This window comes from Streptomyces sp. NPDC048389 (assembly GCF_040706335.1).
GTDB lineage: Bacteria > Actinomycetota > Actinomycetes > Streptomycetales > Streptomycetaceae > Streptomyces.
Genome location: NZ_JBEZKP010000044.1, coordinates 25,687 through 43,801, shown reverse-complemented (window position 1 = coordinate 43,801; position 18,115 = coordinate 25,687). Strand labels below are relative to the sequence as shown.

The 18,115-nt window shown below is 71.5% G+C and carries 20 protein-coding genes and 1 pseudogene; 9 read left to right on the top strand and 12 right to left on the bottom strand.

The features are described from left to right. Positions 1-271: 271 nt before the first annotated feature. Positions 272-736 (bottom strand): MarR family transcriptional regulator, encoded by a 465-nt coding sequence (locus AB0903_RS25500; protein WP_366706539.1) that lies wholly within the window; start codon positions 734-736, stop codon positions 272-274. A gap of 120 nt (positions 737-856) precedes the next feature. On the opposite strand from AB0903_RS25500, the gene AB0903_RS25495 reads away from it, so the two are divergent. Further along, positions 857-1,273 (top strand): organic hydroperoxide resistance protein, encoded by a 417-nt coding sequence (locus AB0903_RS25495; RefSeq protein WP_366706537.1) that lies wholly within the window; start codon positions 857-859, stop codon positions 1,271-1,273. A 375-nt stretch (positions 1,274-1,648) separates the two neighbouring features. Here AB0903_RS25495 and AB0903_RS25490 read toward each other — a convergent pair whose 3' ends face one another. From AB0903_RS25490 to zapE, 3 genes are all read right to left on the bottom strand, one after another. Further along, positions 1,649-3,031, bottom strand: coding sequence for an alkaline phosphatase PhoX (locus tag AB0903_RS25490; RefSeq protein WP_366706535.1), 1,383 nt, complete (start codon positions 3,029-3,031; stop codon positions 1,649-1,651). Positions 3,032-3,179: 148 nt separating this feature from the next. Continuing rightward, on the bottom strand, positions 3,180-3,608 hold the full coding sequence (locus tag AB0903_RS25485; RefSeq protein WP_366706533.1) for an OsmC family protein: 429 nt from the start codon (positions 3,606-3,608) through the stop codon (positions 3,180-3,182). A 36-nt stretch (positions 3,609-3,644) separates the two neighbouring features. Further along, on the bottom strand, positions 3,645-4,721 hold the full coding sequence (gene zapE / locus AB0903_RS25480; RefSeq protein ID WP_366706531.1) for a cell division protein ZapE: 1,077 nt from the start codon (positions 4,719-4,721) through the stop codon (positions 3,645-3,647). Positions 4,722-4,758: 37 nt separating this feature from the next. On the opposite strand from zapE, the gene AB0903_RS25475 reads away from it, so the two are divergent. The 4 genes from AB0903_RS25475 to msrB all read left to right on the top strand — a co-directional run bounded on the left by AB0903_RS25475 (position 4,759) and on the right by msrB (position 8,219). Next, on the top strand, positions 4,759-5,598 hold the full coding sequence (locus AB0903_RS25475) for a pyrimidine reductase family protein (protein WP_366706529.1): 840 nt from the start codon (positions 4,759-4,761) through the stop codon (positions 5,596-5,598). Between the two features lie 131 nt (positions 5,599-5,729). Next, the gene (locus tag AB0903_RS25470; RefSeq protein ID WP_366706527.1) at positions 5,730-6,200 is read left to right on the top strand and encodes an indole-3-glycerol phosphate synthase; all 471 of its coding nucleotides are present in this window, start codon (positions 5,730-5,732) and stop codon (positions 6,198-6,200) included. Positions 6,201-6,391: 191 nt separating this feature from the next. Next, positions 6,392-7,798: a UDP-N-acetylmuramate--L-alanine ligase gene (gene murC / locus AB0903_RS25465; protein ID WP_366706525.1), complete on the top strand. Its 1,407-nt coding sequence runs from the start codon at positions 6,392-6,394 to the stop codon at positions 7,796-7,798. A 13-nt stretch (positions 7,799-7,811) separates the two neighbouring features. Next, positions 7,812-8,219 carry a peptide-methionine (R)-S-oxide reductase MsrB gene (gene msrB, locus AB0903_RS25460; RefSeq protein WP_366706523.1) on the top strand — a complete coding sequence of 136 codons (408 nt, stop codon included), beginning with the start codon at positions 7,812-7,814 and terminating at the stop codon, positions 8,217-8,219. Positions 8,220-8,283: 64 nt separating this feature from the next. Here msrB and AB0903_RS25455 read toward each other — a convergent pair whose 3' ends face one another. Together AB0903_RS25455 and AB0903_RS25450 are read right to left on the bottom strand one after the other, a co-directional pair. Continuing rightward, positions 8,284-8,781, bottom strand: a complete 498-nt coding sequence (locus tag AB0903_RS25455) for a peptidylprolyl isomerase (protein ID WP_366706521.1) — start codon at positions 8,779-8,781, stop codon at positions 8,284-8,286. 63 nt (positions 8,782-8,844) lie between these two features. After that, a pseudogene (locus AB0903_RS25450) lies at positions 8,845-9,270 on the bottom strand (response regulator transcription factor); the annotation flags it as partial. A gap of 207 nt (positions 9,271-9,477) precedes the next feature. On the opposite strand from AB0903_RS25450, the gene AB0903_RS25445 reads away from it, so the two are divergent. After that, on the top strand, positions 9,478-10,422 hold the full coding sequence (locus AB0903_RS25445; RefSeq protein ID WP_366706519.1) for a hypothetical protein: 945 nt from the start codon (positions 9,478-9,480) through the stop codon (positions 10,420-10,422). 18 nt (positions 10,423-10,440) lie between these two features. On the opposite strand, the gene AB0903_RS25440 is transcribed toward AB0903_RS25445, so the two are convergent. From AB0903_RS25440 to AB0903_RS25430, 3 genes are all read right to left on the bottom strand, one after another. After that, positions 10,441-10,659 (bottom strand): hypothetical protein, encoded by a 219-nt coding sequence (locus tag AB0903_RS25440; RefSeq protein WP_366706517.1) that lies wholly within the window; start codon positions 10,657-10,659, stop codon positions 10,441-10,443. 227 nt (positions 10,660-10,886) lie between these two features. Further along, positions 10,887-11,141 carry a DUF397 domain-containing protein gene (locus tag AB0903_RS25435; RefSeq protein ID WP_366706515.1) on the bottom strand — a complete coding sequence of 85 codons (255 nt, stop codon included), beginning with the start codon at positions 11,139-11,141 and terminating at the stop codon, positions 10,887-10,889. Beyond that, positions 11,138-11,974 (bottom strand): helix-turn-helix transcriptional regulator, encoded by an 837-nt coding sequence (locus AB0903_RS25430; protein ID WP_366706513.1) that lies wholly within the window; start codon positions 11,972-11,974, stop codon positions 11,138-11,140. The genes AB0903_RS25435 and AB0903_RS25430 overlap by 4 nt, the downstream gene beginning before the upstream one ends. A gap of 163 nt (positions 11,975-12,137) precedes the next feature. Between AB0903_RS25430 and AB0903_RS25425 the strand changes: the two genes are divergently transcribed. The 3 genes from AB0903_RS25425 (at position 12,138) to AB0903_RS25415 (ending at position 15,709) form a co-directional block, all read left to right on the top strand. After that, the gene (locus AB0903_RS25425) at positions 12,138-12,575 is read left to right on the top strand and encodes an ATP-binding protein (RefSeq protein WP_366706511.1); all 438 of its coding nucleotides are present in this window, start codon (positions 12,138-12,140) and stop codon (positions 12,573-12,575) included. 267 nt (positions 12,576-12,842) lie between these two features. Next, a complete protein-coding gene (locus tag AB0903_RS25420) occupies positions 12,843-13,904 on the top strand; it encodes a MoxR family ATPase (RefSeq protein ID WP_366706509.1) in 1,062 nt (353 codons plus the stop codon). Then, on the top strand, positions 13,901-15,709 hold the full coding sequence (locus AB0903_RS25415; RefSeq protein WP_366706507.1) for a hypothetical protein: 1,809 nt from the start codon (positions 13,901-13,903) through the stop codon (positions 15,707-15,709). The genes AB0903_RS25420 and AB0903_RS25415 overlap by 4 nt, the downstream gene beginning before the upstream one ends. A 195-nt stretch (positions 15,710-15,904) precedes the next feature. Here AB0903_RS25415 and AB0903_RS25410 read toward each other — a convergent pair whose 3' ends face one another. The 3 genes from AB0903_RS25410 to AB0903_RS25400 form a co-directional block, all read right to left on the bottom strand. Beyond that, on the bottom strand, positions 15,905-17,080 hold the full coding sequence (locus AB0903_RS25410) for a GDSL-type esterase/lipase family protein (protein WP_366706505.1): 1,176 nt from the start codon (positions 17,078-17,080) through the stop codon (positions 15,905-15,907). 342 nt (positions 17,081-17,422) lie between these two features. After that, complete coding sequence (locus AB0903_RS25405; protein WP_366706503.1) at positions 17,423-17,659, bottom strand: DUF6368 family protein; 237 nt, start codon at positions 17,657-17,659, stop codon at positions 17,423-17,425. A 56-nt stretch (positions 17,660-17,715) separates the two neighbouring features. Beyond that, positions 17,716-18,054, bottom strand: coding sequence for a DUF6368 family protein (locus AB0903_RS25400; protein ID WP_366706501.1), 339 nt, complete (start codon positions 18,052-18,054; stop codon positions 17,716-17,718). Positions 18,055-18,115: the final 61 nt, after the last annotated feature.

The window sequence follows — 18,115 nt, the reverse complement described above, 5'->3', positions numbered from 1 at the left end:
GCCGTGGGAAGTGCCCCCAGCCGGGCCGACGTCGCGCAGCGAGATTCAGCCTCGCCGGCGTTCGAGGGGAAGGGGTCCGGGGCGCAGCCCCCGGAAGTACCGTGCGAGACGCGTTACGGGGGTCCGGGGCGGAGCCTCCGGAGGTACCGCGGGAGATGCGGTACGGGAGTCCACGGCGGAGCCCCGAGGACACCGCGCTCCGCGCGGTGGGCGGGTCCGGGCGGAGCCCGGTTTCGGGAAGGGGCGGGTAGGGGACAGCCCGCCGCAGGCGTTACGCGCTCGTGTCCAGCCTCGTCGTCAGCGCGTCCAGTTCCTCCCGCAGCGCACGGATCCGCTCCAGTGAGAGCCCCGTCGCCTCCGCGATCCGCCGCGGCATGCCGATCGCCCGCTCCCGCAGCGCGCGACCCGCGGCGGTCGGCCGGGCGGCGACCGAGCGTTCGTCCTCCGCGCTGCGCCGGCGCTCCACGTAACCCGCCGCCTCGAGGCGTTTCAGGAGCGGTGACAGCGTCCCCGAGTCCAGCCGCAGGTGTTCGCCGATCTGCTTGACCGGCAGTTCGCCGTGCTCCCAGAGGACCAGCATCACCAGGTACTGGGGGTAGGTGAGCCCCAGCTCCTTGAGCGCGGTGCGGTACACGCCGTTGAAGGCACGCGACGCGGCGTGCAGCGAGAAGCAGATCTGGTGCTCGAGGCGGAGAAAGTCCTCGTCCGGAACGTCCCGCAGTGTCTTCTTCTCCATGGTCTCACCATACCAAGCTGCGCCCCACTAAGTTGTGCACAACTTAATTGTGTGCTTCCATTCATGGAGTCGGTTTCCGATCCGACCACGACCCCGATCGAGATGAAGAGGGATTCACCCATGGACGCGCTGTACACCGCTGTCGCCACCGCCAACGGCCGCGAGGGCCGTGCCGTCAGCTCGGACGGCCAGATCGACCTGCCGCTCGCCTTCCCCGCGCCCCTCGGCGGCAACGGCCTCGGCACCAACCCCGAGCAGCTCTTCGCCGCCGGGTACGCCGCGTGCTTCGCCAGCGCCATGGGCGCGATAGGCCGCCAGGAGAAGATCGACGTCAAGGACGCCTCGGTGACCGCGGAGGTCAGCATCGGCAAGGACGCCGCCGACGGCGGCTTCGCCCTCTCCGTGATCATGCGCGTCGAGCTCCCCGACCACCTCCAGGGCGAGGCGGGCCAGGACCTGCTGAAGAAGACCCACGCGTACTGCCCCTACTCCAAGGCGACCCGCGGCAACCTCCCGGTCGAGATCGTGGTCGAGTAACCGGTGGGCGAGTAGCCGCAGGGCATACGGGGCCGAAACGGCCGCCGGCGAGCCGGCAACGCCGTCCGTGACGGCGCCATGCCGCTGTGGCAAGAGCTCATCCGCGGCCGGACCCGCACCTGTGAGATCCACGGCACCGGTCCCCGCCACGCCAGGACGGCCGACGGGGGTGGGCGAGGACTGTTCCTTCGGCCCGGCTCGCCGGCCAGTGGGGCACCCACTGCGCCGGGGCGGCCGGTCATGCGGATCGAGCGGCCCCTGAAGCTGCCGGACCGGTCGTAACCCGGCGGGTGTACGCGCACCGGCCGGCCAGGGGTGCGCGTACACCCGCCGGCCGCCGGGCGGCCGGTCAGGTGCCGGTCGGACCGGAACCGCTCAGCACCACGGCCCCGTGACCGCGAACGTCGTGCCGGGCGTGTAGCAGTTCACGTACATGGTGCGCCCGTCCGGCGAGAACGCGACGCCGGCGAACTCGCCCCACTCGGGCTCCTCCGGAGTGCCGCCCGCCGCGGCAGCGGCCGATGTCAGAGCCTGCGCGTTCCGTGCCAGGGGGTAGACCTCGCCGCGTTTGGTCAGTCCGTACACGTGCTGTGCGCCGTCGCCGTCCTCGCAGACCATCAGGCCGCCGCTCGGCGCCAGGCAGATGTTGTCCGGGGCCTCGCCGGGCAGTTGGACGTCGGTGTCCGGGCCGAAGACGACGACCAGGGTGAGGCGCCGGCGGTGCGGCTCGTACTTCCACACCTGGCCGTAGTGGTCACCGGCGGAGCCCTGCGAACTGCGGGCGAAGCTGGAGACGAAGTACACCGATCTCCCGCCCCAGTAGCAGCCCTCCAGTTTCTGGGCATGGGTGATGCCCTTCGGCCCGAAGTCCTGGAGTCTGATCGGGGTTTCCTTCGCCTGACCGTCCGGTACGGGCACCCATTCGATCCGGTCGAACGACGCGCCGATGTCCATGATCTCGGACAGGTCCGGCACGCCCGGTACCCGCATCGCCTCCAGCTCGCCGCCCGCGCGCAGTGAACCGGTGCCGCCGAGCGGCTTGTTCGGCAGGAAGCGGTAGAAGAGGCCGAAGGGCCGGTCGAACGCGTCCTCCGTCTCGTACACGATCCCGCTCCTCGGGTCGACGGCGATCGCCTCGTGCTGGAAGCGGCCCATCGCGGTGAGCGGCACGGCTCCGGTGCGGTGCGGGTCGGCGCCGTCGACCTCGAAGACGAAGCCGTGGTCCTTGGTGTAGCCGTTGGTACCGGCCCGGTCCTCGTTCTCCTCGCAGGTGAGCCAGGTGTTCCAAGGGGTGGGACCGCCCGCGCAGTTGACGGCCGTGCCGGCGACGGCGACGCGTTCGCCGAGGACGTTGCCGCGGCCGTCGAGTTCGAGGGCCGTGCAGCCGCCCCTGGCCGCCGGATCGTAGGTCAGGCCCTCGACGGTCGGTACGCCGATCCTGGCGGTGTGGCGGTTCTCGTGGTTGCGGATGAGGCGGACCCGCCCCCGACGGCCGGGGAGGGCGGCCATGCCGTCATGGTTGGACGGGACCGGGCCTTCACCGGAGCGCAGCGGGTCGCCCTCGCGGGACAGGACCCGGTAGCGGAAACCTTTCGGCAGGTCGAGCAGCCCGTCCGGGTCGGGGACGAGCGGGCCGTACCCGCGGTGACCCCGGGCGGCGGCGGTGCCGACGAAGAGTTCGGACAAAGCCCCGGTGAAGGCGATCCCCGCGCCGAGCGCGCCGGTACGGGCGAGTAATTCACGTCGTGTCGCGGTCATGTGAGGCAACTCCCTGTGGGGTACTCCCATGCCCGCGCAGGCCATGGGGGACGGACAGGAGATGTGACCCGCACGGTGTATCACGCGGAGAACGCGGGACGTAACCGCGCGGGCCACTGTGCCTCAAGGTGCCTCAATCGCCTCTGTGCTAGGCGAGCGACGCGCTGAGGGTGATGTTCGTGGCCTTCAGCGCCTGGCTGACCGGGCAGTTCAGCTTGGCCTCCTCGGCCGCCTTGACGAAGGCCGCCTCGTCCAGACCGGGGACCTCGCCGACGACGGTGAGGTGGATGCCGGTGATGCCCTCGCCGGGCTGGAAGGTCACCTCCGCCTTGGTGTCCAGGCGGGCCGGCGGGTTCCCCGCACCGGCGAGCGCGTGCGAGAACGCCATGTTGAAGCAGCTGGAGTGTGCCGCCGCGATCAGTTCCTCCGGGCTGGTCCTGCCGCTCTCGGCGGGCTCGGTCCGAGCCGCCCAGGTGACCGGGTACTCGCCGATGCCGGAGGAGTCGAGGGTGACGACGCCCTTGCCCTCGAGCAGGCTGCCTTCCCAGACGTTGTGGGCCTGGCGGGTGGTGGCCATGATGGTTCCCTTCAGATCGGGTCTACGGCCCCAAACCTACTGCGCCACCAAGGGCTTTGCGTCACGTGCCAGCGCGGTGAGCCGCGAGATCGCCCGGAAGTACTTCTTCCGGTAGCCGCCGTTCAGCATCTCTTCACTGAACAGCCGGTCGAACGGCAGGCCGGAGGCGAGCACCGGCACCTCCCGGTCGTACAGCCGGTCGGCGAGCACGACCAGCCGCAGTGCGGTCGACTGGTCGGGCACCGGCCGGACATCGGTGAGGCACACGGCCCGCACCCCGTCGGTCAGAGCCCCGTAGCGGCTCGGATGCACCTTCGCGAGGTGCTCCAGCAGGTGCGGGAAGTCGTCGAGGGACGCCTCTTCGGTGGCGTACGCGGCCCTGGTGACCTGCTCGTCCGAGTACGGGGGAGGAGCCTCGGGAAGACCGCGGTGGCGGTAGTCCTCGCCGTCGATCCGCAGCGGGCGGAAGTGGGCCGACAGGCCCTGGATCTCGCGCAGGAAGTCGGCGGACGCGAAGCGCCCCTCGCCGAGCTTGCCGGGCAGCGTGTTGGAGGTCGCCGCGAGCGCCACGCCGGCCTCGACCAGCCGGCTCAGCAGCGAGGACACGAGGACGGTGTCACCCGGGTCGTCCAGCTCGAACTCGTCGATGCACAGCAGCCGGTGTCCGCTCAGCGTCTGCACCGTCTGCTGGAAGCCCAGCGCGCCGACCAGGTTCGTCAGCTCCACGAAGGTGCCGAACGCCTTGAGCGACGGGGCCGCGGGGGTGGCGTGCCACAGCGACGCGAGCAGGTGGGTCTTCCCGACGCCGTAACCGCCGTCGAGGTAGACACCGCGGGGGGCCGCGGGGGCCCTGTTCTTGGGGGCTCTGGAGAACCAGCGACGCCGGCCGCTGCCGGTGGCGTGCGCGCCGCCGAGGCCGGAGGCGAAGTCGCTGAGCACCTTGACCGCCTCGACCTGGCTGGGCTGCTGAGGGTCGGGCACGTAGGTGTCGAAGCGGACCGAGTCGAAACGCGGCGGCGGCACCATCTCCGCGACCAGTCGGTCGGCGGGGACGTGCGGCTCGCGGGCGCAGAGCGACAGGGGAGCGGCTTCGGTTATCGGGCTGGTCGGCACAGTACTCCACTGTAAGGGTCGTGCCAGACTGCACCGTATGCGACGCCTGTTCCCTGTGACCGACCAGACAGCGGCAGCCGACGACCGGCAGTGGTCGCTGGACGAGCTGGCCGCGGCCTACGCGTACCCCGAGCGGGGCGCCGCCGCGGGCGGTGAGGCCGGCGCCGGCGGCAGCCCCGGCCACGGGGCGGCCGAGGCCCGCAGCTCGGGCACCGGTGTGTGGCTGCGCGCCAACATGGTCTCCTCGCTCGACGGAGCCGCCCAGCACGACGGCCGCTCGCAGCCGATCTCCTCCGACGCCGACATGCGGATCTTCGGCACCCTGCGGGGCCTGGCCGACGCCGTGGTGGTGGGGGCGGAGACGGTCCGGCTGGAGGGCTACCGGCCCGCCCGGGCCCGCGACGCCTTCGCAGAGCGCAGGGCCGCCGCCGGGCAGGGGCCGGCCCCCGCGATCGCGGTGGTCAGCGCCTCGCTGAACCTGGACTTCTCGCTCCCGCTGTTCACCGAGCCGCTGGTGCCGACCCTGGTGCTGACCGGCGCGGCCGCCTCCCCGGATCGGATCCACGAGGCGGAGAAGGCCGGGGTGGAGGTGGTCGTCGCCGGAGACGGGCCCGGCGTGGAGCCCGCCAGGGCGGTGCACGCGCTCGCGGAGCGCGGACTGGTGCGGCTGCTGACCGAAGGCGGCCCGAGGATGCTGGGTCAGTTCGCGGCCGCCGGGGTACTGGACGAGCTGTGCCTGACCGTGTCGCCGACGATGACCGTGGGGGACGCGCAGCGGATCGCGGGCGGGCCGGGGCTGCCGGATCCGGCGCGCTTCGCCCTGCATTCCGTACTGGAGGAGGCCGGATTCCTGTTCACGCGTTACCGGCGCCTTTGAGAGGCACATCCGGCAATGAGCGGAATTTACCGTTCTGCTTGGCCTGTGGCGGGCACACTTGATTGCGCACGCTCCCCGTGCGGGCACGGGGGAAGGATGGTTTCCGCAGTTTCCCCAGAAGGGCTCCTGAGGTGTTCACAAGCGTATTGATGATCGAGAAGCCCCTGACCGAGGAGGACGTGGACTTCGTCACCACCCTGCACGGCGAGGAGGGCGTCGCCTTCATCGTCCTCATGCAGCCGCGCGGCGACCAGGCCGATGTGCTGCTGCGCGCGATCGACGACGTGGCGGTCGGTGAGCTGAAGGAAGCGGTCCGCGAGGGCGAGGAGCCCGAGGGGACGGAGGCCAAGGCGCCCGCCCAGCGCGCACTGGAGCACTCGCTGGCCGCCCTGCGCGCGGCGGGCTGCGAGGCGGTCGGCCACCTCGTCGAGGACCATCCGCTGAACAAGCTGAAGTCGGTCGTCGACGAGGCGGACGCCGACGAGGTCATCGTCCTGACCGAGCCGCACTACGTCGAGGAGTTCTTCCATCGCGACTGGGCCTCGAGAGCCCGCCACAAGGTCGGCGTGCCAGTCCTGAAGCTCTTCGCGCACAGCGAGTAGGCCCGCAGGCGATACGGCGAGCAGACTCGCAGGCACGCGGGCGAGCGGACCCGCAGGCAGGCGGGCGAGCGGACCCGCAGGCGGACGGGCGAGCGGACCCGCAGGCAGTAGGGCGAGCAGGCCCGCAGGCAATAGGGTGGGCAGCCGCACGCAGTCGTGCAGCACGTAGTCGTACAGCTTGGGGAGAAACCATGGCACCCGCCGTTCCTGCCGGCGTTCCCGGCGCGATGGAGCGCCCGCACTTCATCGGTATCGGCGGAGCCGGCATGTCGGGCATCGCGAAGATCCTCGCCCAGCGCGGCGCGAAGGTCGCCGGCAGCGACGCCAAGGACTCGGAGACCGCCGAGGCCCTTCGCTCCCTCGGCGCCACGGTGCACATCGGACACGCGGCCGAGCACCTGGCCGAGGACGCCACGAGCGTCGTCGTCTCCAGCGCCATCCGCGCCGACAACCCGGAGCTCGTGCGAGCCGCCGAGCTGTCCGTCCCGGTCGTCCACCGCTCCGACGCGCTGGCCACCCTGATGACCGGGCTGCGCTCCATCGCCGTCGCGGGTACGCACGGCAAGACCACGACGACCTCGATGCTGGCCGTCGCCCTGACCGAGCTCGGCCTCGACCCGTCGTACGCGATCGGCGGCGACCTCGACGGGCCGGGCACGAACGCCCGGCACGGCGACGGCGACATCTTCGTCGCCGAGGCGGACGAGAGCGACCGCAGCTTCCAGAAGTACGACCCCGAGGTCGCGATCGTCCTCAACGTGGAGCTGGACCACCACGCCAACTACGCCTCGATGGACGAGATCTACGAGTCCTTCCAGACCTTCGTCGGCAAGGTCGTGCCGGGCGGCACACTGGTGATCTCCGCCGACCAGGCGGGCGCCGCCGAGCTCACCCGCCGGGTGCGCGACGTGTCCTCGGTGAAGGTCGTCACCTACGGCGAGTCGGAGGGGGCCGACGTCCGTGTGCACAAGATCACACCACGCGGACTGACCAGCGAGGTCACCGTCCTGCTGAACGGCAGGCTGCTGACCTTCACGGTGTCCGTCCCCGGCCGCCACTACGCGCTGAACGCCGTCGCCGCGCTGGCCGCCGGTACCGCCCTCGGCATCCCCGCGCACAACCTGGCCTCCGCCATCGGCACGTACACCGGCGTCAAGCGCCGCCTCCAGCTCAAGGGTGAGGCCGCCGGCGTCCAGGTCATCGACTCGTACGCCCACCACCCGACCGAGATGACCGCCGACCTGGAGGCCATGCGCGGCGCGGCGGACGGCTCCCGGCTGCTGGTCGTCTTCCAGCCGCACCTCTTCTCCCGCACGCAGGAGCTGGGCACCGAGATGGGCCAGGCGCTGGCCTTTGCCGACGCTTCGGTCGTCCTCGACATCTACCCGGCCCGCGAGGACCCGGTCCCCGGCGTCACCAGCGAACTGGTCATCGACGCGGCCAGGGCCGCCGGCGCGCAGGTCACGGCCGTCCACGACAAGGCAGCGGTGCCGGACGTGATCGCGGGAATGACGAAGCCCGGTGATTACGTTCTCACCATGGGCGCGGGAGACGTCACGGACCTCGGTCCGCTGATCCTGTCCCGTCTGTCGAACTGAGGGAGGCGCACCGATGGCGTACGACGTGGAGAAGCCGGAGGAGCAGTGGCGGGCGGAGCTGACCCCCGCCGAGTACGCGGTGCTGCGCCAGGCCGGCACGGAGCCCGCCTTCGTCGGCGAGTACACCGACACGAAGACGGCCGGCGTCTACGCGTGCCGGGCGTGCGGGGCCGAACTGTTCCGCTCCGACACCAAGTTCGCGTCCCACTGCGGCTGGCCGTCCTTCTACGACCCGAAGGACAGTGACGCCGTCGAACTGGTCTCCGACACCTCCCACGGCATGGTCCGCACCGAGGTGCGCTGCGCGCGGTGCGGCTCCCACCTGGGCCATGTCTTCGAGGGCGAGGGCTACCCGACCCCGACCGACCAGCGGTACTGCATCAACTCGATTTCGCTGCGGCTGGAGCCGGACGAGACGTGACGTGAACGGCCGAGGGCCCGCCGGCGTGCGCCGGCGGGCCCTCGTGCATATGCGTGGGGGCCGGTCAGCCCTCGACGACGCCCGACTTGGCGATGGTGACCTTCGCCGAAGGGGTGCCGGAGCGCGAGCCCAGACCCTCGATCTTCTTCACGATGTCCATGCCCTCGACGACCTCACCGAAGACGACGTGCTTGTTGTCGAGCCAGTCGGTGACGATGGTCGTGATGAAGAACTGCGAGCCGTTGGTGTTCTTCCCGGCGTTGGCCATCGAGAGCTGGCCCGGCTTGGTGTGCTTGAGCTGGAAGTTCTCGTCGGCGAACTTCTCACCGTAGATGCTGCGGCCACCCGTGCCGTTGCCGGCGGTGAAGTCGCCGCCCTGGAGCATGAAGTCGGGGATGACACGGTGGAACGAGGAGCCCTCGTAGCCGAAGCCGTGCTCGCCGGTGGCCAGCTCGCGGAAGTTCTTCGCGGTCTTGGGGACCACGTCGTCGAAGAGCGTGAAGACGATCCGGCCGGCGGGCTCGTCGTTGATGGTGATGTCGAAGAAGACGTTGTTACTCATTGCCTCATCCTGACATCCGAGGTCACCCGGACGCACATCCGCCCCGTCATCCGGCGGGCCGGTTCACCCCGATACCGACACCAGCCCCGTCTCGTACGCGATGATCACCAGTTGCACCCGGTCCCGGGCGCCGAGCTTGGAGAGCAGCCGCGTGACGTATGTCTTGGCGGTGGCGACGCTGATGAACAGGGTCTCGGCGATCTCCGTGTTCGACAGTCCGCTCCCCACCAGCGTCAGCACCTCGCGTTCCCGGTCGGTGATGCCGGTCAGCTCCCGCCCGGTTCCGGTGCTCGTGGGACGGCCGGCGAACTCGCGGATCAACCGGCGTGTCACGGCGGGCGCGATCAGGCCGTCGCCGGCGGCCACCACCCGTACGGCCGCGAGGATGTCGTCCAGGGCCATGTCCTTGACCAGGAAACCCGCAGCACCGGCGCGCAGCGCGCCGTGGACGTCATCGTCGTCGAACGTCGTCAGGACGATCACCCGCGTACCGCAGAGCCGCTCGGTGATCCGCCGCGTGGGCCCGGGAGGCTGCGGGCGCGTCGCCCACGTCGGGCGTGAGTGCCGGCGTGCTGCGGGCCGGTCCGGCGCCAGCCTGCGGCCGACACGGTCAAGGCGCCGCCTGCCTGTCACCCTTGCGTGTAGTCATATGTCAAAGGCACCGCTGAGGTGTCGACTGTCCCTAGCGTTCCGATCATGGTCACTTCCTCACACGAGGCGTCACACCGGATCTTTCAGGACCGCCCGGAACTCCTGGCGCCGGTCTTCCGGATCCTGGGCGTCCCGCTTCCGGCGCCGGCGACGGTGGAGGTTCTGTCGCCCGACGCCACGGAGATCCGCCCGCTCGAGCGCAGGGTCGACAGTGTGCTCCGCATTCAGTCGGCGGCGGGCAGAGCCGGTGGCTTCCTGCTCGCCATCGAGGCCCAGGGGCGACGGGACAAGGTCAAGCCGCAGAGCTGGGCCTACTATCTCGCCCACCTCGGCGCGAAGTATGAATGCCCCGTTCTGCTGCTCGTGACTTGTCAGGACCAGGCGACGGCGCGCTGGGCCGCAGGCCCCTTCGAGCTGGGGCCGGAGGGGTGGCGAACGGCGCTCGCGGTGCATCCGCTGGTTCTGGGGCCGGAGAACATCCCGGTGATCAAAGACGCCGAGGACGCGGCGCGGGATCTGGCCCTCGCGGCGTTCTCGGCGATGACACACGCCGCGGACCCGAATGTCACTGCAATACTGGAGGCGCTGGCCTCCGCGATCGGATCCGCCGACGGCGCATCCGCCGAGTACTTCACCGAGCTGCTGGAGATCGGCCTGGGTGACAGCCCGGCCCGAACCATCTGGAGGACGTTGATGAGCAGGGGAACCTTCTTTCCCGGCCGGGGCACCATCGTCGAGGAGTCGTACCTCAAGGGCGTCGCAGAGGGCCGCGAAGAGGGACGGGAAGAGGGCCGCGAAGAGGGTCTGGAGGCCGGGCGGGTCGAGGCGCGGGCGCAGATGATCCTCCGCGTTCTCGAGAAGCGTGGGATCCCGTCCCTGCAGGGCACCCGCGACCGCATCACCGGCTGCACCGACCCGGACAGCCTGGACCAGTGGCTGGACCGGGCGCTCACCGTCACCGAGGCCGAGGACCTGTTCGCCGACGATTGAGGGACCGGAAGCCGCAGCTCACCGCACACACCGGAAGGTGAGGGGCTGTCCGGCCGTCAGAACTCGGCAGCCCGCCGCAGTGCCGCTGTTCACGTACGAGTCGACGCTGATCGAGTGACCGGTACCGGTGGTGAGGTCTGGGCGGCTCCCGTGGCCGTCCTCCGCGAGGCGCTCGGCAGTGGGGAAGACGCCCCGCAGGACCATAGCCTCGTTGGCGAAGCACAGGTCGTCGGGCAACGCTGCGGGGTCGGGGTTCTGATCCGGTTGCCGATCATCCCGTCATCGTGCCGCGCGGGTACGACAGCCGGGCCCGGAGATCCGCATCGTCGCGGCGGTGGCGTCCGCCTTCGGCGCTGCCACCCCCGGCGTGTCGTTCACCGCCGCCCGGGCGAGCCCGTCCTCCCTGGACGCCCCTGCCTGTCAAGACGCGTGGATGTGAGCGGGGTCGGGACTCGGGGTGGACATCAGACGACCGCGTCCGAGGCGAGGCGTACGAAGGCCCGCCAGGAACCCGGGGCGAGGGCGAGTCGGGGGCCTTCGGTGACCTTCGAGTCGCGGACGTGGACGGTGGTGGGGCAGGCGGCGACCTCGACGCAGGAGTCGCCGTCGCCGCCGCTGTAGCTGGACTTGTGCCAGGACAGGGCGACTTCGACGCAGGAGTCGCCGGAGCCGCCGCTGTAGCTGCTCTTGAACCAGGCCAGTTCGGTGGTGCCGCTCATACCGCTCCTCGCATCTGCCGCAGCAGGCTCAGGGAGTCCGGAAGGGTGAGAGCCTGCGATCGCATCCTGGCATACCGCATCTGGAGCATGCTGACCACTTTCCGGTCGGTGATGAGCTGCCCGCTCTCCTGCCCCTCGCAGTAGGCCAGCCACCGGTTGTCCGGGGTCTCCAGCAACTGCATGGGCCCGTCCAGGCCCGCGTGGCTCTCCCGGACCAACGGCATGATCTGGAGCTCGATGTTGCGGCGCTCCGCGACATCGATCAGATGGTCCACCAGCTCCCGTGTCGTCCGCGTCCCGTCCAGCTGCCTGCGCAGCAGATGCTCCTCGATGATGAAGCTGTACGCGGTGTTGGGCCGCTCCGTCAGCAGCCGCTGCCGCTCCTGCCGGGCCGTCATCTGCGCCTCGATCTGCTCGTCCCCGAGCGGCGGCAGCTGGTCCCGGAACAGCCGCAGCGCGTACGCCTCGGTCTGCAACAGGCCCGGAATCAGCCTGCATTCGTACGTGTAGAGGCTGATCGCCTCCGCCTCCAGCTGGGCCCAGTGGCGGAACCAGGTCGCCAGCCCCGGCTTGCGCGACAGATGCCGTGCCGCGCCCCGCAGGGTGCCGAACGCGTCGAGCACCTCTTCCGCCCGGTCCACGAAGTCGGCCGGCGGGAAGCGCCTGCCCTGCTCGATCGACGCCACCGTGGGGAGCGAGTACCGCACCAGTGGCGCGAACTGCTCCTGCGTCAGCCGTGCCCGCCTCCGGAAAGCCTTGACGACCTCCCCGAACGACTTCAGGCTCTCCTGCATCTCGGGTTCCCCACCCGATGCGCCCGCTGTCTCCGTCATCTGCGGCCCTCCCGCGTGTCCCGGCGGCCCTGAACAACTGCGGCAACGCGCCCGTGGTCACGCCGGGTTGCCCGTACCGTCCACCCTGCGCACCCGTACGCCGGCTCTGCGTACGGGCTCCTGATCTGGGACGACGCCACCGCCGGCCGCCACGGTGGCCGGTATGCAACCACCGCTCACGCCCCAACAGGCCGGAACCGTACGTGTGTTCATCCAGCGCTTCAGCTCCACCCGGCTCGGCGCCCGGCTCGCCCGCCACCTCGCCCTGCACCAACTCCACGCCTGGGGCCATCCGCACGGCTCCGACACCTCCGACACCGTCGGGCTCCTGGTGGCCGAGCTCGCGGCGAACGCGGTGACGCACGGGCGCGTACCGGGACGGGACTTCGAGCTGCGGCTCACCTGCCAACCGCGGACATCGCGCATCGAGGTCTCCGACACGCGCGGCGAGCGCCGGCCGCCTGCGCGGGCCGCCGTTCCGCCGCCGCTCGCCGACGGCGGTCGCGGTCTGCTGCTCGTCGCGGCGCTGGCCGACCGGTGGTCGGTGCTGGACCGGGTGCCGGTGGGCAAGACCGTGCGCGTGGAGCTGGACCTGAAGTGACGGCGGCCGGGCGGGCTGCGGGGCGCGTGCACATCCGCTGCGGCCGGGCGGGCGTGCGAGATTCGGCTGCGGCCGAGCGGGGTGCGCGAGATTCGGCCGCGCGGGAAGGAGGGCGCGTGAAATCAGTCCTGGGGAGGCGGGCGGGCTGCGGGGCGCGTGCACATCCGCTGCGGCCGGGCGGGCGGGCGAAAATCAGCTGCGCGTGGGCATCGGCCACGCCCACACTGGGCGGGCCCGAACTCCCGAGCCCCGAAGGAACACCTCCGCGTGCAGGCCGCCGTCACCGTCACTCCCGCCCAGATCCCCGAACTGCTCCTGGGGCTCGCCACCGTGCGGCCCGTGTTCCTGTGGGGAGCGCCCGGGATCGGGAAGTCGTCGCTGGTGCGGAGGTTCGCCGAGTCGCTGGGGCTGGAGTGCGTCAGCCTGCTCGGGACGCAGCTCGCGCCCGAGGACCTGATCGGCGTGCCGCAGATCCGCGACGGGCGGTCGGTGTTCTGCCCGCCGGAGGCCATCGCCCGCGACGAGCCGTACTGCCTCTTCCTCGACGAGCTGAACGCCGCCACCCCCGATGTGCAGAAGGCGTTCTACTCACTGATCCTCGACCGGCGGATCGGTTCGTACGAGCTGCCCGCCGGGTCGATCGTCATCGGCGCCGGCAACCGCGCCACGGACAACGCGCTGGCGCGGCCGATCGCGTCCGCGCTGGTCAACCGGCTCACCCATGTCCATCTGCGGGCGTCGGCGGCGGACTGGCTGGTGTGGGCCGGGGAGCACGGCATCCATCCCTGGGTGACGGACTACCTCATCGACCGCCCCGACCACCTCTGGTCGCAGCCGCCGAAGACCGAGGAGCCGTTCTCCACGCCCCGCTCCTGGCACATGCTCTCCGACGCCCTGCACTCCTTCGGGCCCGGCATCGACGAGGCCACTCTGAAGGTGCTCGTGCACGGCACGCTCACGCCCGCGCACGCCGTCTCCTTCTGCGGCTACGCGAAGATCGTGCGTCACACCTTCGGCATCGAGGCGATCCTCAAGGGCGATGCCTCCTGGCCCAACCGGCTCGAGGACCGGGACCTCCTCTACTACCTCGCGGACGCGTTCCGCGGGCGGCTCGTGAAGGACCTGCCGCGGCAGAAGGAGCATGTCTCGCCGTCCCTGCGCCAGACCGTCCACCGCTCCAAGTCGCTGCTCGTGCAGCTCGCGGAGATCTCCGTCGAGGTCGCCCAGACCGTCATCGCCGACGACGCGGACGGGCAGCCGGTGCTGCCCGCCTGGTTCCTGGTCGAGGCCGCACGGGACATGCCCCGGCTGGTCGAGGCCCGCCGGTGAGCACCGCCCGGGGGAAGAAGAAGGGCAAGCCGGACCCGGCAGCGGAGGCTTTCGCGGCGGGCCTCGCGCTGGTCAAACGGAACTCGGCCTTCGCCGCCGTCACGGCCGACTTCTGCCGACAGGCCAAGTGCCCCGCCACCCCGGCCGGGGGACTGGCGGCCGTCGACTCCAACGGCGTCGTCCACGTTCACCCCACCAAGCGGGTCGAGCCGGACCGCTGGGCCTGGGCCCTGGCCCACTGCCTGCTGCATCTCGGCTTCGGCCACGTACCGGCGGCCAAGGACAGACGGCGCGAGCAGCCCGACCGCTTCGACCTCGCGGCCCGCTGCACCGTCGTCAACCGCTTCCTGCTCACCTTCCCCGTGGGCAGCCCTCCCGAGCACCTCCCCGCCACGTATCCGGGAGGCGACGAGGAGCAACTCGCCGCCCGCTGGCGCCGCGACGGCATCCCCGCCGCCTACGCGCACTGCGGCACCGCCGGTGAGCATCCCGACCAGGTGCTGACGACCTGGCACTCCTGGGACACCACCGTGCCCGACTGGGAGACCGCCTTCGCCCACGCCCTGACCCGCAGCATGTCCGCCGCCATGGACGTGGCGGGCGGCCGCCGTGACCGGGTCACCGGTGAGCGCGTGCCGCAGCGGCCCTGGAACCGGGCGCTGAACTGGTTCGTCTCCTCGTACCCACTGCTCGGCGGGCTCGCCGCGGGCCTCACCGTCGTCGCCGACGCCGAACTCGCCCGTGTTCAGGGCATCGCGATCGCCGCCGTGAGCTCCGTCGCCGGTGAGATCTACGTCAATCCGCTGCGTACCTTCACCGACGAGGAATGGCGCTTCATCCTCGCCCACGAGATGCTGCACGCCGCCCTGCGCCACGGCGAACGCGGCGGTGCCCGCGATCCGTACCTGTTCAACGTCGCCGCCGACTACGTCGTCAACGACTGGCTCGTACAGATGCGCGTCGGCGACATGCCCGAGGGGCTGCTGTACGACCCGGAGCTGAAGGACCTGTCCGTCGAGGAGGTGTACGACCGCATCACCACGGACCTGCGGCGGGGGCGGCGGCTCGCGACCCTGCGGGGCAAGGGCGTCGGTGACATCCTCGGTGAGCCGCTGCCCCACGCGGCGGCCCGCCCGTACACCGACCTGGACGACTTCTACCGGCGGGGCCTCGTCCAGGGCTTCGACCTGCACCAGTACGGTGAGCGCGGTCTGCTGCCCGCCGGGCTGGTCCAGGAGATCCGGGCGCTGGCCCATCCGCCCGTGCCGTGGGACGCGCGGCTCGCCCGCTGGTTCGACGAGTACGTGCCCCGTCCCGAGCCCGTACGGACCTACGCCCGCCCCGCGCGCCGGCAGGCGTCCACGCCGGACATCCCGCGCGCGGGCCGCTACTTCCCCGCCGAGGAGACGCCGCGCTGCACCTTCGGCGTCGTCCTCGACACCTCCGGCTCGATGAACAGCGCCCTGCTCGGCAAGGCGCTGGGCGCCATCGCCTCATACGCGCAGGCCCGCGACGTGCCCGCCGCGCGTGTCGTGTTCTGCGACGCGGCGGCGTACGACGCCGGCTATCTGCCGCCGACCGGGATCGCCGGCCGGGTCCGGGTGCGCGGACGCGGCGGGACCGAACTGCAACCGGGGATCGACCTGTTGCAGCGCGCCGACGACTTCCCGGCGACGGCCCCGGTCCTCGTCATCACCGACGGCTGGTGCGACGTCCTGCGCATCCGGCGCGAGCACGCCTTTTTGGTACCTCAGGGCGCCGTGCTGCCCTTCACACCCCGCGGCCCGGTCTTCCGGCTGACCTGACATCGCGGTGCGCCTGCGCGCATCGGTGCGCGGCAACCGGACACGGCAGGCGTCGCGCCACCGGCGGGACCAGGGCGGCCCGGCCGCCTCTCAGCAGTCCCAGCGGCGCGGCGGCGACCGCTCCGGTGGGCGGTGGGCGGTGGGCGGCGCTGGTCGGCCACGGCAGCCCCGCGCGTGCGCCGTCTCTGCCGGGATTCATCCCGTGTGCGTACTGCGCAGTACACACGACGCCCCACCGTGCGAGGCGAGGAAGTCGGCGAAACGTGTGCCCATCCGCAGACAGGCCGCCGCGTCCGGGTGCAGCCCGTCGTGCAGGTCCGACGTCTCGTCGGGTGTCAGCAGTGTCCGTCCGTCGAGGTGGACCAGGGCGGGATCGGTGCGCTGCCGCTCCCGGACGAGACGGGCGAGGAGGTCCCGCGCGGCGGAGAGGGTGAGCGCGCCGAGCGCGATGTCCTGCGGATCGCCCACGGCGCGGACCCTCCCGGTGACCGGGTCGACGGCGAGCGGGCCCGGACGCTCCTCCAGGGCCGGGCACGGAATGGGGGAGAGGACCACCACCGGCACGTCGGGATGCTTCTCCCGGATCGTGTCGAGGAAGCCGTGGACGGCAGGCCAGAAGGTCCGCCGCCGCATCGCCGCCGCACCGACGACGTTGACGCCGATCTCCAGGCTGATCAGGTCGGCGGGCAGGTCCCGGATCGTGCGTGCCACGCAGGGGTCCAGCATCGCGTTGCCGGAGAGTCCGAGGTTCGTGAGGTGGAGGCCGCGGGCGGTCGCCGCGACGGCGGGCCACATGCCCGTGGGGCCCTCGGCCTCCGCGCAGTGGCTGATGGAGGAGCCGTGGTGGACCCAGCGCGGAAGGGCCGCGGCCTGCGGGGACGGCATGACCGGCCGGTCGCTGCGCAGCGCCACCAGATCGCAGACGGCGGTGTGCGGCAGCCAGATCCGGACCTCCTTCCGCCCCTCGGGCAGGCCGGTGAAGCGGACGGTCTCCGGCCGTCCGGGGACGAGTACCGCGTCGCTCTCCGCCGTGGCGGGCAGCATCAGGTCCCCGCCGGTGAGCGGCTCACGGCGCAGGAGGCGGCCGTCGGCGACCAGGTCGACCACGGCGGGCGCCGGGTTCCCGTCGGGGCCCGGCACACGGACGGCGTGCAGGGTGAGCTCCAGAGAGGTGGCCTCGGTGCTCAGCGCGAGCCGTGCACCGGCGGACAGTTCGGCCTCCAGCTCGAAGAACGGGTCGAGCACCTGCTGCCGCGTCCATTCGGGCAGCCGTGCGGCCCGCAGCCCGCGCCCGGTCCTGCGCAGACCGGGGGCGCCCTCGACGAGGGCGTGTGCGCCGGGGAAGGCGGTCTCGTGGCGGAGTGTGGTCATTCGGGTCGGCCTTTCGCTGTCCGTGTCGTCGTACCGGGTACCCGGCGGCTCGCCGCCGCAGTCCGGGCGGTGGGCGCCGGGGGGCCGGGGCGCCGTCGCACGAACCGCGCAGGCGACCCCTGCCGCACCGTCTGCCCTACGCTGCACGGCCATGGGCACGGGCACGAGTGAGGACAGGGGCATGCGGCGCACGCCGGCGCACCCCGCCCGGCGTCGGTTCCTCACCGGGCCGACGGCGAGGAACCGGAGACCGCCGGCGAGCGGCTGGTGCTCGTCGGCAGCGCGGGGGAGCGCGTCGCACTTCCGGGTCACAGCGCCACTTTCGCCGCGGATCTGTCCGGGCTACTTGACCGGCCGGAAGGCGGGGTGCCCGGTCCAGGCCCGCAGGCACTCCGCCGTTCCCAGCGCCGTCCGGTCGTCGTCCGCGATCCCCAACAGCCCCGGAAGGCCGGCGACGACCGACAGCTGTCCGTCCAGCAGCTCGGCCTTGGCCACGCCCCCGATGACGTCCATGACAGCGGCGGTCAGCAGGGGGCGTGGACAGGTGGTCGATGTCGCGATTGCAGCCGGCGCTGACATTGACGGCGTGGGTCGGCCTGAAGCCGAGGACGGCCTCCACCGGCTCGTCCGAGTGCTCAGCCTCGAAGACGTCCTCGTCGCCGACATCCGGGCCCCATCAAGTAGACCAGGAAGGGCCGACGCCGGTCCTCGCGCCGCGGATTGAAGCCCACGAGGGCCGTGAGTTCATCGTCCGCGGAGGTGCTGCCGAGGAGTGGAAGCGGGAACGGCTTTCGCCAGTCCTCCTCCCGGCTGTCCTCGACACCCAGTCGCTCTGCGGGCACGTTGACGTCGAAGAACCCGGGCCGCTTCTCATCGAAGTGGGAGGAGAGCCCCACCATCAACGCGCGGAACTCCCGCAGCAGAGCCGGGGAGAGCGGCTCCGCCAACTCGATCACCAACATGGGACCAGACATGCCGGGAGCTTGGTTTGATCGACTCCGCCACCGCTCAGAATGTTTCCACACCGAGTGCAGC